Here is a 14,880-nt window from a genome sequence, read left to right as displayed (position 1 = left end):
GGCTGAAACCCGTGCATCGGCGCATTCTCTACGGAATGCATCTCCTGCGGCTGAACCCAGCCGCGCCCTTCAAGAAGAGCGCGAAGATCGTCGGGGACGTGATGGGCACGTTCCACCCGCATGGCGACCAGGCGATCTACGACGCGCTCGTGCGTCTGGCGCAGGATTTCTCCTCGCGCTATCCGCTCGTCGACGGGCAGGGCAATTTCGGCAATGTCGATGGCGATGGCGCCGCCGCCTATCGCTACACCGAAGCGCGGATGACCGAGGTTGCCCGCCTCCTGCTCGAAGGCATCGACGAGGATGCTGTCGTCTTCCGCCCGAACTATGACGGGCTCAACGAGGAGCCGATCGTTCTCCCCGGTGCCTTCCCCAACCTGCTCGCCAATGGCGCGCAGGGCATTGCGGTGGGCATGGCGACCTCGATCCCGCCCCATAACGCGGCCGAACTCTGCGCCGCCGCGATGGCGCTGATCGATGATCGCAATGCGTCGCTCGAAGCCCTCATGCGGCACGTGCCGGGCCCGGATTTCCCGACCGGTGGCGTGATCGTGGAGACCCCTCAGAGCCTCGCCGAGACCTATCGCACGGGGCGCGGCTCCATCCGCTGCCGGGCCCGCTGGCACAAGGAGGAGACGGGGCGGGGCACTTACGTGGTCGTCGTCACCGAGATTCCCTATCTCGTGCAGAAATCGCGGCTGATCGAGAAGATCGCCGAACTTCTCAACGAGAAGAAGCTGCCGCTTCTGAACGATGTGCGCGATGAGAGCGCCGAGGATATCCGCGTCGTGCTCGAGCCCAAGAACCGGGCGGTGGAGGCGGAAATCCTGATGGAAGCATTGTTCAAGCTCACGGAGCTGGAAACGCGCTTCCCCGTGAACATCAACGTGCTGATCGATGGCAAGGTGCCGAAGGTGGTGGGTCTCGCCGAGGCCCTGCGCGCTTTCCTCGATCATCGCCGCGATGTGCTGCTGCGCCGCTCGCGCTTCCGCCTCGGGCAGATCGAGGCCCGGCTCGAAATTCTCGGCGGCTTGCTCGTCGCCTTCCTCAATCTCGACGAGGTGATCCGCATCATCCGCGAGGAGGACGAGCCGAAGCCCGTGCTGATGAAGCGCTTCGACATCAACGATGTGCAGGCCAATGCCATCCTTGATACGCGCCTGCGTCAGCTGCGCAAGCTCGAGGAAATGGAGCTTCGCCAGGAGTTCGACGAGCTCTCCAAGGAGAAGGCGGATATCGAGGCCTTGCTGGGGTCTGAAACCAAGCAGTGGAAGACCGTGCGTTGGGAGATCGGCGAAGTCGGCAGGAAATTCGCGAAGGACACGCCCTTGGGACGCCGGCGCTCCACTTTCGGCACGGCGAGTGATGTCTCGATCGATGTGGCGGAGGCGCTGATCGAGCGCGAGCCGATCACGGTCGTGGTGACAGAGAAGGGCTGGATCCGTGCGTTGAAGGGGCACAATGTCGATCTTGCGACGCTTGCCTTCAAGGGCGACGACGCTTTGGCTTTCGCCTTTCCGACCGAGACAACCGCCAAGGTCATCCTGCTCACCACTGATGGCAAGGCCTATACGCTCGATCCCTCGAAACTGCCCGGCGGGCGCGGCTTCGGCGAACCCATCCGCCTGATGGTCGATCTTGATGCCGAAGCCGAGATCATGGCCGCCTTCCCGCATCAGCCGGGCAGGAAATGGATCATCGCGGCGAAGGATGCGCGCGGCTTCGTGGTGCCGGGCGATGATCTCCTCTCCTCCACCCGCAAGGGGCGGCAGGTCATGGTGGTGGATGATGCGCGCCTCTGGCGCATTGCGCCGGTCGAGGGCGATTGGGTCGCGATCGTCGGCGAGAACCGGAAACTGCTGGTCTTCCCCCTCGTCGAGGTGCCGGAAATGGGACGCGGCAAGGGCGTGCGCCTGCTGAAGATGAAGGATGGCGGGCTTTCCGACCTCAAGACCTTTGCTGCCGAAAGCGGGCTCATCTGGAAGGACAGTTCGGGCCGCGTCTTCACCCTCAAGGGCGAGGAATTGCGCGACTGGTCGGGAGCGCGTGCTGAAGCGGGCCGGCTTGTGCCGAAAGGTTTCCCGCGCTCAGGCCGGTTTTCAGGCTAATCTTCTTCCTTGCATTTTCGAGAAGATATGTTGCCCGATTGACGGGTGTCGGATGCGTGGCTGCAACCCACCTCTGCCGTTGAAGCTCTATTCCGGGCATCTCCAGAGGATCATCCATGACCACGATCGCGATCGTTTATCACTCCGGCTATGGCCACACTGCCGTGGTGGCCGAGGCCGTCTCCGAGGTCGTGACCCGCGCGGGCGCGACGCCGAAGCTTCTCAAGATCGAGAACGCTGCGCAGGATTTCGCCGCCTTCCTTGAGGAAGTGAGCCAGGCCGACGCCGTGATCTTCGGCGCTCCGACCTATATGGGCGACATTTCCGCGCCGCTGAAGGCATTCTTCGAGGCCTCCGCCGGGATCTGGATGAAGCAGGGCTGGAAGGACAAGATTGCCGCCGGCTTCACGAATGGCCTGACTTTCGCAGGCGACAAGGGCCATTCGCTCACCTCGATGGTGGTTTTGGCCATGCAGCACGGCATGATCTGGGTCGGCAGCGCGCAGCCCTTGGGCAATGTCAACGGCAACACGACCTCCGCGCCGGAAGCGGTGAACCGCCTCGGTTATTCGATGGGCGTGGTCACGCAGTCGGACAATGCCAGTCCGGATGTGACCCCGCCACCGGGCGACCGCGAGAGCGCGCGCCTCCTGGGCGAGCGTGTGGCGAAGATCACCGCGAAGTTTTCGGCCTGACGCAAGTCTGCCAAAGAATGGCATAGTGGGGGCGCGACGTGAGTCGCGCCGTTTCTTTTTCGGGAGAAGGCCGATGTCCGAAGCCGTGCCGCAGCCACGCCTGCTCTGCTTTTTCGATGCGATGTGCTCATGGTGTTATGGCTTCGCGCCCGTCATGGAGAAGGTAGCCGGTCATTTCGGCAACCGGCTGGAATATCTCACCTTCACCGGTGGGCTCCGGCCCTTCAACCGCGAGCCGGTCTCGGACGAGATGCGTGACAAGCTGCTCGAGACCTGGCAGCGGATTGAGGAACTCACCGGCCAGCCTTTCGGCGGCGAATTGATGCTCGATCAGGACTTCATCTACGACACCGAACCCGCGAGCCGCGCGATTGTCACGATGCGCCACGCCCAGCCTGGTTACGATTACTCCTATTACCTCACCATCCAGAAGGCGTTCTACGAGCGTGGCGAGGACATCACGCGCGAGGATACGCTCGCGGGCTATGCCTCGGTGTTCGGCGTGCCGACCGAGCGCTTTCAGGAACTTTTCCACTCCGAGGCGATCAAGCAGGCCGTGCTCAACGATTTCGCCGTGGCCAAGCAATTCGGCATCGAGGGCTTCCCCACGCTCATCCTGCACCGGACGGATGGCAAGAACCCGAACACGCTGCTCCTGGTGGGGCAGGGCTATGCCCCGGCGGAGGACATGATTCAGCGCATCGAGGCCGGCCTCACTGCGGAAGTGTGACTACTTATCCACCCGCTCCCAGGTGACCATGCCCAACCGCTCCTGCGGCAGGAAGCGAGACTTGTACGCCATCTTCTTCGAGCCACCGACCCAATAGCCGAGATAGAGATAGGGCAGGCCCAGGGTCTTCGCGCGTGCGATGTGATCGAGGATCATCATCGTGCCGAGCGAGCGGCTTTCATGGTCCGGCTCATAGAAGGAATAGACCATCGAGAGCCCGTCCGAGAGGATGTCGGTCAGCGAAACCGCGACGAGTTCGCCGGGATGCTGGCCCATTGGGGGGCGGCGATATTCCACCAGCCGGGTTTCGACATGGCTGTCTTCCACCATCATGGCGTAATCGAGCACCGACATGTCCACCATGCCGCCATCGGCGTGGCGGGCGTCGAGATAGGCCCGGAACAGGGAATATTGCTCGGAAGTGGGGCTCGCGGTCTGCATCTGCCCGGTGATGTCGGCATTGTTGCGCATCACCCGGCGGAAACTGTCCGAGAGGCGAAACTCGTTCACCAGAACGCGCACGGAGACGCAGGCACGGCAATTCTCGCAAGCCGGCCGATAGGCGATGGATTGGCTGCGGCGGAAGCCGCCCTGCGTGAGGATCTCGTTGAGCTGGATCGCCCGTTTCCCCACGAGATGGGTGAACACCTTCCGTTCCTGCCGCCCCGGCAAATAGGGGCAGGTTGTCGGAGCCGTGAGAAAGAATTGCGGCGTGTCGCGCGGCTGCTGGGTCATGGTCTGAAAAAATTCTGCTCCCGAATCTGCCTTGCCTGCAAGCGGAACGTTCTCAAGCTTGCGTTGGGTCAATTTTTTGTGTCAACCGGCTTCCTCTTTGGGGCTCCGCAGGCTTCGGCGCCCACGGCATGACGACGCCATTGGGGTCGATCCGCTGCGGATTAAGCCCTTCCGCAGCCAATGCATCGAAGATTTCGGCCGCATGTGGCTCACCGCGTGTTTCCACCGTCACATCCAGTGACACGCCCCTGGCCGGGACCGAGAGAAAGGTGCGGCGATGGGTCACTTCGAGGATGTTCGCGCCGAGTTCGCCGAGTTTCGTCGCCACGCGACCGAGAAAGCCGGGCCGGTCATCCGAGGTGAGCCGGAAGGAGATGATCCGCTGCTTGCGCTCGAGTTCCCGCACCATGATGGAAGCGAGGATGCGCGCGTCGATGTTCCCGCCGCAGAGGATGAGCCCCACCTTGCGGGCCCTGAACCTTTGCGGCTCGTGCAGCAATGCGGCGAGACCTGCCGCGCCCGCGCCCTCGGCCATGGAGCGCTGATGGTTCGCGAAGGCATCGACCGCGCGTTCTACCGCGCTCTCGGGCACGAGGATGGGGCCGGAGACGAGGCTTCTGGCGATCTCCAGCGTGAGCTTGCCGACATGTTTTACCGCGATGCCCTCGGCCAGCGTGGGTCCGCCGATGGAGAGGCTCGAGCCCGTCATCGCGTTGTGGAAGGAGGGGTAGCTCGCGACCTCCACGCCGACGATCTCGATTCCGGGCCTCAGCGCCTTCGCCGCAAGTGCGACGCCGGAGATCAGCCCGCCACCGCCCATAGGCACGAGGATGCAATCGAGATCGGGGAAATCGGCCAGCATTTCGAGGCCGATCGTGCCCTGTCCCGCCACGACATCCGGGTCGTCATAGGGATGCACCAGCACCAGCCCGCGTCTGGCGATGAGCCGTTCGACCTCGGCCTGGCTCTCGGCCAGGGTCTCGCCCTTGAGGATCACTTCCGCGCCGAAGCGGGCGGTATTCTCCACCTTCACCTGCGGAGTAGCCTCCGGCATCACGATGGTCGCGGGGATGCCCAGACGCTGCGCGTGATAGGCCACGGCCTGCGCATGGTTGCCGGCCGACATGGCGATGACGCCCTTCTTTCGTGCCTCGCCATCAAGCCGAGACATCTTCACATAGGCCCCGCGCTCCTTGAAGGAGCCGGTGACCTGCATGTTCTCGAACTTCACCACGCAATCCGCGCCCGTCAGCGCCGACAGGCGCGGGGCCGCAAGACAGGGCGTGCGGATGATCTGACCCTTCAGAAGGTCAGCGGCGGCTTCGATGGCCGCGAGATCCGGCCAGTGAGCGAGGGTGTTCGGCATGCGGATTCGACCCTTCAGTCCCTGCGGCGTTCAGAAGCGCCGCTCGGGTCCCTCCGAATAGCCGAAAAAGCCCCCGGGTTTCAGCACCAAAAAAGCGGTCAAAAGCGTGAAAGACGCCAGCTCCCAATGCTCTATGGCGTGAAAAACCATCCAGAGCGTCTGCAACATGCCGATCAGCGCCCCGGCGAGCACCGCGCCGCCGAGCGAACCCACCCCGCCGAGGATCGCCGCCATCAGCCCGGCGAGGCCCATCATCGTGCCGGAGGAGAAGGTGATGCCGCCATGGAGCAGCGTGACCGAGGCGCCCGCGAGGCCCGCGAGCGCGGTCGCGATCAGGCTCGAGAGGATGAGCACGCGGCGTGGGTCGAGCCCCAGCAGCTCGGCCGCCTCCGGGTCATCGGCGACGGCCCGCCAGGCGCGGCCGAAACGGCTCCTGCGCATGACGAGGAGAAGAAGCGCGATGGCGAGCAGGTTCATCGCCACAATACCAAGCGCGCGAGGGCTGGCCATCACCTCGAAGCCACCGCCGGATGCCAGCGCGAAACTGCCTTCCCCCACCGGCGGAAGCCAGGTGTTCCGCGCGCCCTGCGCCAAGCGAAGACCTTCCGGCACCGCGACCATCATGCCGACACCCGCGACGAGAATTGGCTGGCCGCCGCGAATCGCCAGCGGATGAAGGACGCGCTTTCCCGCGACGACACCCCAAAGCGCGATGGTCCCCAGGGTGACCAGCAACGCTACGGGTTCTATCGCCAGACCCGCGCGCGGAAAAAGTGCTGCCAGCAACAGGATCGCGAGGCTGGCGACCATTCCACCCATGGCCGCGAATTCCCCGAAGGCGAGATTGATGCGCCCGATCAACCCGTAGATCAGCGCAGTCGCAAGGGCCAGCAAGGCCAGCAGCGTGAGGCGCGGCAATCCGCCCAGCGCATATTGCAGTGCCGTGGCCAGCTCGCGCGAAGGGAGTTCAATCAGGCCAGCGCCGCGCCCCGGTGGTCCCGGATCGGACATCACCGAGACCTGCGATTCGAGCCAGCGCTCCTTCAGGAACCAGAGTTGCGATTCGCCGAGGCCCACGCCATCGATCATAACCGCGATGAGATCGCGTTTGGCGGCAGAATAACCCGCGCCGCCGAAACGGCAGGTCAACAGGCGCTCCGGCGCATCCTTGCCGCCGGCGCGAAAGGTGATGTGGACCGCCCGTCCGCCCGCGGCCTCGCTGTCAATCACGGTGATGCCGTCATCCTGCGCGAAAAGCGCCGGAAGCAGCATGCGGCACAGGCGGCTCTGCTCAGCATCCAGCGAGCCCGCACAGGCGGCGGTGAGCGTGAGAAAAGCCAGGGCGGCAAGACGCGGGAAAAAGGCCCGAAGCGGCATGGTGCCGAGGTGAGGGAAGGGGCCGGGCTTTGGCAAGTCCGGATTTCCGCGCAGTTCAGCGGCTCAATCCCGGCTGGCGAGCAGGCGCGCCGCGCGCGGAGCGAAATAGGTGAGAATGCCGTCGCAGCCCGCGCGCTTGAAGGCGAGCAGCGTTTCAAGCATCGCTTTCTCGCCATCGAGCATGCCCCGCTCGGCAGCAGCCATGATCATCGCGTATTCGCCGGAGACCTGGTAGGCGAAGGTTGGCACGCCGAAATGCTCCTTCACGCGGGTGATGATGTCGAGATACGGCATGCCCGGCTTCACCATGACGTAATCAGCCCCTTCGGCGAGATCGAGTTCCACCTCGCGAAGGGCCTCGGCCGCGTTGGCCGGGTCCATCTGGTAGGTTTTCTTGTCGCCCTTCAGCGTGCCGGAGGAGCCCACCGCGTCGCGGAACGGGCCATAGAAGGCCGAGGCATATTTCGCCGCATAGGCCATGATCGAGACATCGGCGAAGCCCGCCGCATCGAGCGCCTCGCGGATGGCGGCGACGCGGCCATCCATCATGTCCGAGGGCGCGATGACATCCGCGCCGGCATCCGCCTGGATCAGCGCCTGACGCACGAGCATCGCGACGGTTTCGTCGTTCAGGATGCGCCCCTCCGCCACCAGACCGTCATGCCCGTGGCTCGTATAGGGGTCGAGCGCGACATCGGTGATGATCCCGATCTCCGGCACGGCCGCCTTGATGGCGCGGATGGCGCGGCAGATCAGGTTGTCGGGGTTCAGCGCCTCGCTGCCGGTTTCGTCGCGCAGATGCGACGGCGTGTTCGGGAACAGCGCGAGCGCCGGAATGCCAAGGCTCGCGGCTTCGCGCGCCTGCTCCACGGCCTGGTCGACCGAATAGCGGTTGACGCCGGGCATGGTGGCGATCGCGTCGGTCACGCCGGTGCCTTCGGTGATGAAAACCGGCCAGATCAGGTCTTCCACCGTCAGCCGGTTCTCGCGCATCAGCTTGCGCGCCCATTCCGCCTTGCGGGCGCGGCGCAGACGGCGCGGCAGATCGAGCCGGGTTTCGAGGCGGTTTTCCAAGGGCCAGCGCATGATGCTTCTCCTGCGCGATCCCCCGCGCAATCTGGAACTTTTCTCAACTCTACGCGCAGGTGGCGGGTGAGGGAAGAGGCCCGTCAGCGCTTTGGACGCAGCCGCCTCATTGGTCCCTTCATTGATTGACGGACTGCGGAACACGCCCTAGGCCAAGACAAACGAAGAGGCATGGCATGACGGTCGGACACAGTGATCTGGTGGCGGAACGGCGCGGAGCCCTGGGGTTGATCACACTCAATCGCCCGCAGGCGCTCAATGCGCTGAACGACGCGATGGTCGATGGTCTGCGAGCCGCGCTCGATGAATGGCGCGACGATGACACGATCCGCCACGTGATGATCCGTGGCACCGGCCCCAAGGCCTTCTGCGCCGGGGGGGATATCCGGCTGATGCATGATCTCGGACGCGCGGGCAAACAGGCCGTCGCGCTGGATTTCTGGGCGCGGGAATATCGGCTCAATTCCGTGATCAAGCACTATCCGAAGCCCTATATCGCGCTGATCGATGGCATCGTGATGGGCGGTGGGGTGGGTATTTCACTCCATGGCTCGCATCGCCTCGCCGGCCCGAACTATCTCTTCGCCATGCCGGAAGTGGGGATCGGCTTCTTCCCGGATGTCGGCGCGAGCTATGCGCTGCCACGCCTCACCGGGGCGGTGGGCGCCTGGTTGGCGGTGACCGGCGCGCGCATCCGCAGGGCCGATGCGATCGCGCTCGGCCTTGCGACCCATGCCGTGCCTCAGCATTGCGAGGAAGAATTGCTGATGCATCTGACGGCCGGGGTTCCGGTGGATTCCGCATTGTCGCGGGTCGCCGAACACGAACAGGAGGCGCCGATCCTCGTCAGGCTTGATGCCATCAACCGGCATTTCTCGCACGGCACGGTGGGCGAAATCCTCGCCTCGCTGGAGGCCGCCTCGCCCGAGGATGCCTTCGCCGCCGAGACACTTGCCAGCATGCGGGTGAAATCGCCCATGTCGATGGCGATCGCGATCGAGCAGGTCAAGCGCGGCCGCACGCTCGATTTCAACGAGGCGATGGTGATGGAATACCGGATTGTCAGCCGGCTGGTGCATGATCCGGATTTCTACGAGGGCGTGCGCGCGCTGATCATCGACAAGGACAATCAACCGCGCTGGAACCCCGCGCGGATCGAGGATGTCGACCCGGCGAAGGTCGCCGCGCATTTCGAGCCGCTTCCGCGCGACCTCGACCTCCCCGGAGCCTGAGCCCATGGCGCAACCGCGCGATCGCGACGGAAACACGGATTTCGTGATCGAGCCCGGCGGACGCGACGAGCCGCCCATCGGGGGCGAAATGAAGGCCGCCGGCGTGCGATGGGACCTGATGATGACCCTTTTCCTGCGGCTCGCAGCGGCGATCTGCATGCTCAAGGGGATCGGTTTCTGGATGCTCGTCCTTGGATTGGGCGATCTACCGCTTGCCGAGGAGCCGCGCCTCAGGCAGGCCATCATCGTCGCCTTCGCATTGCTCAATTGCTCGGCGGCGGTGGGGTTGTGGCTTCTCGCCACCTGGGGCACCAGCCTCTGGTTGTTCCTCTCCACCTTCGAATTCGTGCTGGGTGTGACAGGCTATGCGCGGACGGTGGGCCTCTTCACGGCCACTGGCTCCGGCATCATGATGTTCATGTTCTTCGCGCTCACCTTTCTGTTCCGACGGCAGAAATTCTGACGAGCAGAAGCCGCGTGCCGGCCTTCCGGCGGGCCATGCGAGTCATCGTTACCGAAATGTGAGATTCATTTCTTGAAAATACTAACAAATGCAAAGCAAGGATTTCATTTACCGCGAAGGATGAATACCAAATTTACGCTGGAATTTAAACGCATCTTCACAGGGAGGCCTTATACATACCTCTAGAACACAGGGGCAGGCCCAAGGCCGCCTCAAGTCAAACAGGGGTGCTGAACATGTCGAAGAGCAATGTTGCTGTCCGGACGGAAGGCGTAGCAGAATCCGCGCAGGTCGTTCGTCCGAAATACCTTGAAGCTCTGGCCCTCGTGGAGCGTCTTCACCGCCGTCTTCTGGATGTGATCAAGGACGAATTCGATCGCCGCGGTCGCAATGATGTGAACAGCGTGCAGGCGCTGCTCCTCTACAATATCGGCGACAACGATGTGACAGCCAGCGAATTGCGCACGCGGGGCTACTATCTCGGCTCCAACGTCTCCTACAACGTGAAGAAGTTGGTGGAACTTGGCTATCTTTCGCATCAGCGCAGCCGCGTCGATCGCCGTTCGGTCCGCATCCGCCTCGCGCCGAAAGGTCAGGAAGTGCACAAGATTGTCTCGGACCTCTACGAGAAGCATGTGCGCACCATCGAGCAGATCGGTGGCATCGGCCAGCATGATTTCGATACGCTGAACCATGCGCTGATGCGTCTCGATCGTTTCTGGACCGACCAGATCCGCTATCGGCTCTGATCTTGCGGCGAAGGCCGGCCCCGCCCTGATGCGGGCCAGAAAGCCCTCCCTCCGATTTCGTGGATCGCGGCCTCACGCGATCGCCTCCGGAATCCCTCCCCCGACTGAAGGCCCGCTGCCCCCTGGCGGGCCTTGTTCTTTTTGCTGGGCCTCACGCGCTCGTGAGCGGAAATTGCGCCGGCGCGCCACAAATTCGCCCCCGTTCGCCCGCTCTAGGGGAAACAGACGGGATTGCGAGGTGCCGGCAAGCCAGTGCAAACGGTTTCGCAATTCTCTCCGGTTTAAGAAACAGTTATGATGAAAGTCGCTTTGGGGACCGGAATCGGTGCTTCATCGCCGCGAACGGAACAGGTGATACGGATGTCGGGCGATCGGGCTTCACGCTTTTCAGGGATGGGAATGGACCGCCGCGCGTTCCTCTCGGGAACGGCTGGCTTGTTCGGGGCCGCCGCGGCTCTTCCCGCCTTCGCGCAGCAATCGCCGATGATCGGTGGCCAGGCCGAATGGGCCCAGACCTATGACACGGGCACCATCCGCTCCCGCAATATCCGCACCTCCTATCCCATTCTCGGCCCCGCGACGGTGCAGGCGCTCGAAGGGGCGATCGGCGTCTATCAGCAGCTTGTCTCGCGCGGCGGCCATCCGCCGCTGCCTTCCGACCAGCGCCTGAAACTCGGCACCCGCCATCCGAATGTGCAGGCCTTGCGGGCGCGCCTGATCGAGCTTGGCGATCTCTCCCCGAATGTCGGCAACAGCGACATCTTCGATTCCTTCGTCGATGGCGCGGTGAAACGCTATCAGGCCCGCCACGGCCTAACCCCCACGGGCGATGTGGGTGTTCAAACTTTCGCGGCGCTCAACACCCCGGCTGAAATCCGCCTTCGCCAGCTCGAGATGAACCTCGTGCGGCTGCGCGGCTATCCGGCCAATCTCGGCAACCGCTATGTCACGGTGAACATTCCGGCGGCCTATGTGGAGACCGTCGAGAACGGCCAGGTCGCGACGCGCCACGTGGCCGGCGTCGGCAAGATCGACCGCCCGTCGCCCATCATGAATGCCAGGATCGTGGAGGTGAATTTCCACCCCTTCTGGACCGTGCCGGCCTCGATCATCCGCAAGGATCTGATCCCGTTGATGCAGAAGAACCCGAATTATCTCACCGAGCAGAAGATCCGCATCTTCAACCAGCAGGGGCAGGAACTCCAGCCCGCGCAGGTGAACTGGAATTCGGACGAGGCGACGCGCTACCTGTTCCGGCAGGATCCCGGCGGCGAGCATAACAGCCTTGGCTTCGTGCGCATCAACATCCCGAATCCACACGGCGTCTACATGCACGACACGCCGGCCAATGGCATTTTCGGCGACGATTACCGCTTCGTCTCTTCGGGCTGCGTGCGCGTGCAGAATGTGCGCGAATACATCTACTGGATTCTGCAGGACAACCCGCAATGGACCCGCGATGCGATCGACGAGGCCTTCCGTGCCGCGCGCCGCATCGATGCGCGCCCGCGTGAACCGATTCCCGTCTACTGGACCTACTTCACCGCCTGGGCGACGCCCGATGGCGTGATCCAGTTCCGCGACGACATCTACGGCAAGGATGGCGTCGGCCCCGGCGCCGTGACGCAGGCCCTGCGTGAGGGCGATGACCGCCCGGATTGATCGTTGCCGGACCGCGACTTTCTCCGGGGTTGACTTTCGCCAGCTGGATCGTGCTTGCTTGCCGCTTTCGCCCCATGCTAGCCGTGGGGTATGATCCAACCTTGTTCCGTTTCGCTCGATGATATCCGTGCCGCAGCTCAGCGGATCGCGCCCCATGCGCGGCGGACGCCGGTTCTGCCGATGGAGCGGGGCGAACTCGGCGGGGATTTCCTGCCGAATTTCAAGCTGGAATTCTGCCAGCATGCCGGCTCTTTCAAGACGCGTGGCGCGTTCAACTCCCTGCTGACCCTCGAGAATCCCGATCGCGGCGTCGCCGCTGCCTCCGGCGGCAATCATGGCGCGGCTGTGGCCTATGCTGCGCGCCGTCTTGGCCTCAAGGCGCGGATTTTCGTTCCGGAAATCGCGAGCCCCGCCAAGGTGGAGGCGATCCGCCGATTCGGTGCGGAGGTGGTGATCGGCGGCGCGCGCTACGATGATGCGCAAGCCGCCTGCGACGCCCATGTGGCGGAAACCGGCGCGGCTCGCATTCACCCCTTCGGAGCAGCCCCGACCATTGCGGGGCAGGGCACGCTCGGCCTCGAATGGGCAGAGCAGGCCGACCTCGACACGGTGCTGATCGCGGTGGGTGGCGGCGGGCTGATCTCGGGCATCGCCAGCGCCTTTGCCGGCACGGGCCGGAAGGTCCTGGGCGTGGAGCCCGAAGGTTCGCGCGCGCTCCATGCTGCGCTCGAAGCGGGGAAACCCGTGGATGTGTCGGTCGATTCGATCGCGGCGGATTCGCTGGGCGCGAAAAATGTCGGACCCTTCGTGCATGCGATCTGCCGTGATCATGTGGCCGGGGTGGTGCTGGTGCCGGATGAGGCGATCCGTTCCGCGATGGCGACGCTGTGGCGCGATTTCCGCCTGGCCTGCGAGCCGGGGGGCGCGGCAGCCTTGGCAGGCCTGCTCTGCGGTGCCTATCGGCCCTCGGCGGGCGAGCGGGTGGGGGTGCTGCTCTGCGGGGGAAATGTCGATCTTGAGAAAATCCCCGCTTAGTCTCCGGCCCCCCCCCGGGGGAGACCGGTTTCAACCGCCGGGCTTACAAAAAAGAAAGGATTGCGCCGGCCTTTCTTTTGGCGATTTTTTGTGGCATACGTTAAAGATCGAGTTTTAGGCTGAATGGCTTGTCGACGATTCTTGGACTTTGTCCCGGCTCCGTCTCTAGACCTTCCGATCAAGACATCGATAGACCCCGCGCGCGCTTTCAGTGCCCGCCTTACACCTTGTTTCTTGAAAGGAAACTACCATGCAGACCGGAACCGTGAAATGGTTCAACGCGACCAAGGGCTTCGGCTTTATCCAGCCGGACCAGGGCGGCCCCGATGTGTTCGTTCACATCACCGCGCTTGAGCGTGCCGGCATCCGCGGCCTTGCGGAAGGCCAGAAGGTCGAGTTCGTGCTCACCCCCGACCGCCGCACCGGCAAGTCGGCGGCTGACCAGCTTCGCCTCGTGAACTGAACCTTGCCGGCCAAGGCCGGATAGGTTTTCGAGACCGCGTCCTCCGGGGCGCGGTTTTTTGTTGCCGGCTCATATCCTGCGCCGGGCGGTTCTTCGCCGCGTGAGGGGCTTCTGCCCTTGTGATTGCAGGTCGTTCGCCTTAGAGAACGCTGCTTCCGGCGCCGGGCGGATTCCCGCTTTTGCAGGTCTGCCCGGCCCGGGCCCCGCCAGGGAGTTGCCAAGGAGCCAACATGACCGCCGCTGCCGCCATCCGCTCGAATTCCTTCTTCTCGGCGAGCCTCGCCGATGCCGATCCCGAAATCGCGAAGGCCGTGCAGCTCGAACTCGGTCGCCAGCGCGACGAGATTGAACTCATCGCCTCCGAGAACATCGTGAGCCGCGCCGTGCTCGAGGCGCAGGGCTCGGTGATGACGAACAAATATGCGGAAGGCTATCCCGGAAAGCGCTATTATGGCGGCTGCCAGTTTGTCGATATCGCCGAAGAATTGGCCATCGCCCGCGTGAAGAAACTCTTTGCTTGCGATTTCGCGAATGTGCAGCCGAATTCGGGTTCGCAGGCCAACCAGGCGGTGTTCCTCGCGCTGATGAAACCGGGCGACACCTTCATGGGCCTGAACCTCGCGGCGGGCGGCCATCTCACGCATGGTGCCTCCGTGAACATGAGCGGCAAGTGGTTCAACGTGGTGCCCTACAACGTGAACCCGGAAACCCACCTCCTCGACATGGAGGAGGTCGAGCGCCTCGCGATCGAGCACAAGCCGAAGATCATCGTCGCCGGGGGCTCGGGTTATGCGCGGCACTGGGATTTCGAAGCCTTTCGCCGCATCTGCGATGCCGTGGGTGCCACTTTCATGGTGGATATCGCGCATTTCGCTGGCCTCGTGGCCGGTGGCGCGCATCCCTCGCCGTTCCCGCATGCGCATGTTGTCACTTCGACCACGCACAAGACCCTGCGCGGCCCGCGCGGCGGCATCGTGCTGACCAACGATCCGGAAATTGCCAGGAAGATCAACTCGGCGGTGTTCCCTGGCCTGCAGGGCGGCCCGCTGATGCATGTCATCGCCGCGAAGGCCGTGGCCTTCGGCGAGGCGCTGCAGCCCGAGTTCAAGACCTACGCCCATGCCGTCGTCGCCAACGCGAACGCGCTCGCGGAGACGCTGAAATCCCGTGGTTTCGCCA

At 63.9% G+C, this 14,880-nt stretch carries 14 protein-coding genes; 10 read left to right on the top strand and 4 right to left on the bottom strand.

Annotation, left to right across the window (positions count from 1 at the left end; translation table 11 throughout):
• The 3 genes from parC to ACKODO_RS01900 form a co-directional block, all read left to right on the top strand.
• Positions 1-2,108: DNA topoisomerase IV subunit A (gene parC, locus ACKODO_RS01910; RefSeq protein ID WP_408981768.1), on the top strand; the 2,108-nt coding region annotated here is incomplete at its 5' end.
• Positions 2,109-2,224: 116 nt separating this feature from the next.
• Positions 2,225-2,803 carry a flavodoxin family protein gene (locus ACKODO_RS01905; RefSeq protein ID WP_408981767.1) on the top strand — a complete coding sequence of 193 codons (579 nt, stop codon included), beginning with the start codon at positions 2,225-2,227 and terminating at the stop codon, positions 2,801-2,803.
• Positions 2,804-2,876: 73 nt separating this feature from the next.
• Positions 2,877-3,533 (top strand): DsbA family protein, encoded by a 657-nt coding sequence (locus tag ACKODO_RS01900; RefSeq protein WP_408981766.1) that lies wholly within the window; start codon positions 2,877-2,879, stop codon positions 3,531-3,533.
• On the opposite strand, the gene ACKODO_RS01895 is transcribed toward ACKODO_RS01900, so the two are convergent.
• The 4 genes from ACKODO_RS01895 to hemB are packed head-to-tail and all read right to left on the bottom strand — an operon-like array spanning position 3,534 to position 8,097.
• The gene (locus ACKODO_RS01895; protein WP_408981765.1) at positions 3,534-4,268 is read right to left on the bottom strand and encodes an arginyltransferase; all 735 of its coding nucleotides are present in this window, start codon (positions 4,266-4,268) and stop codon (positions 3,534-3,536) included.
• A 52-nt stretch (positions 4,269-4,320) separates the two neighbouring features.
• Positions 4,321-5,634, bottom strand: a complete 1,314-nt coding sequence (locus ACKODO_RS01890) for a threonine ammonia-lyase (protein WP_408981764.1) — start codon at positions 5,632-5,634, stop codon at positions 4,321-4,323.
• Between the two features lie 30 nt (positions 5,635-5,664).
• Entirely contained in the window at positions 5,665-7,047 is a 1,383-nt protein-coding gene (locus ACKODO_RS01885) for a branched-chain amino acid ABC transporter permease (protein WP_408981763.1), read from the bottom strand.
• A gap of 27 nt (positions 7,048-7,074) precedes the next feature.
• A complete protein-coding gene (gene hemB, locus ACKODO_RS01880; protein ID WP_408981762.1) occupies positions 7,075-8,097 on the bottom strand; it encodes a porphobilinogen synthase in 1,023 nt (340 codons plus the stop codon).
• Between the two features lie 176 nt (positions 8,098-8,273).
• On the opposite strand from hemB, the gene ACKODO_RS01875 reads away from it, so the two are divergent.
• From ACKODO_RS01875 to glyA, 7 genes are all read left to right on the top strand, one after another.
• A complete protein-coding gene (locus ACKODO_RS01875) occupies positions 8,274-9,329 on the top strand; it encodes an enoyl-CoA hydratase/isomerase family protein (RefSeq protein ID WP_408981761.1) in 1,056 nt (351 codons plus the stop codon).
• 4 nt (positions 9,330-9,333) lie between these two features.
• Positions 9,334-9,792 (top strand): hypothetical protein, encoded by a 459-nt coding sequence (locus tag ACKODO_RS01870; RefSeq protein WP_408981760.1) that lies wholly within the window; start codon positions 9,334-9,336, stop codon positions 9,790-9,792.
• 236 nt (positions 9,793-10,028) lie between these two features.
• On the top strand, positions 10,029-10,541 hold the full coding sequence (gene ldtR, locus ACKODO_RS01865) for a transcriptional regulator LdtR (protein ID WP_408981759.1): 513 nt from the start codon (positions 10,029-10,031) through the stop codon (positions 10,539-10,541).
• Between the two features lie 399 nt (positions 10,542-10,940).
• Positions 10,941-12,203 (top strand): murein L,D-transpeptidase, encoded by a 1,263-nt coding sequence (locus ACKODO_RS01860; RefSeq protein WP_408981758.1) that lies wholly within the window; start codon positions 10,941-10,943, stop codon positions 12,201-12,203.
• 90 nt (positions 12,204-12,293) lie between these two features.
• Positions 12,294-13,238 carry a threonine/serine dehydratase gene (locus ACKODO_RS01855; protein ID WP_408981757.1) on the top strand — a complete coding sequence of 315 codons (945 nt, stop codon included), beginning with the start codon at positions 12,294-12,296 and terminating at the stop codon, positions 13,236-13,238.
• Between the two features lie 250 nt (positions 13,239-13,488).
• Positions 13,489-13,701 carry a cold-shock protein gene (locus tag ACKODO_RS01850; protein WP_408981756.1) on the top strand — a complete coding sequence of 71 codons (213 nt, stop codon included), beginning with the start codon at positions 13,489-13,491 and terminating at the stop codon, positions 13,699-13,701.
• A gap of 230 nt (positions 13,702-13,931) precedes the next feature.
• A partial coding sequence (glyA, locus tag ACKODO_RS01845; protein ID WP_408981755.1) for a serine hydroxymethyltransferase occupies positions 13,932-14,880 on the top strand: 949 nt, incomplete at its 3' end.

This window comes from Rhabdaerophilum sp. (genome assembly GCF_046092605.1).
In the GTDB taxonomy this organism is placed as follows: Bacteria; Pseudomonadota; Alphaproteobacteria; order Rhizobiales; family Beijerinckiaceae; genus Rhabdaerophilum.
The sequence above is the reverse complement of the archived record's forward strand: the minus strand, read 5'-3'. Positions and strand labels throughout refer to the sequence as shown.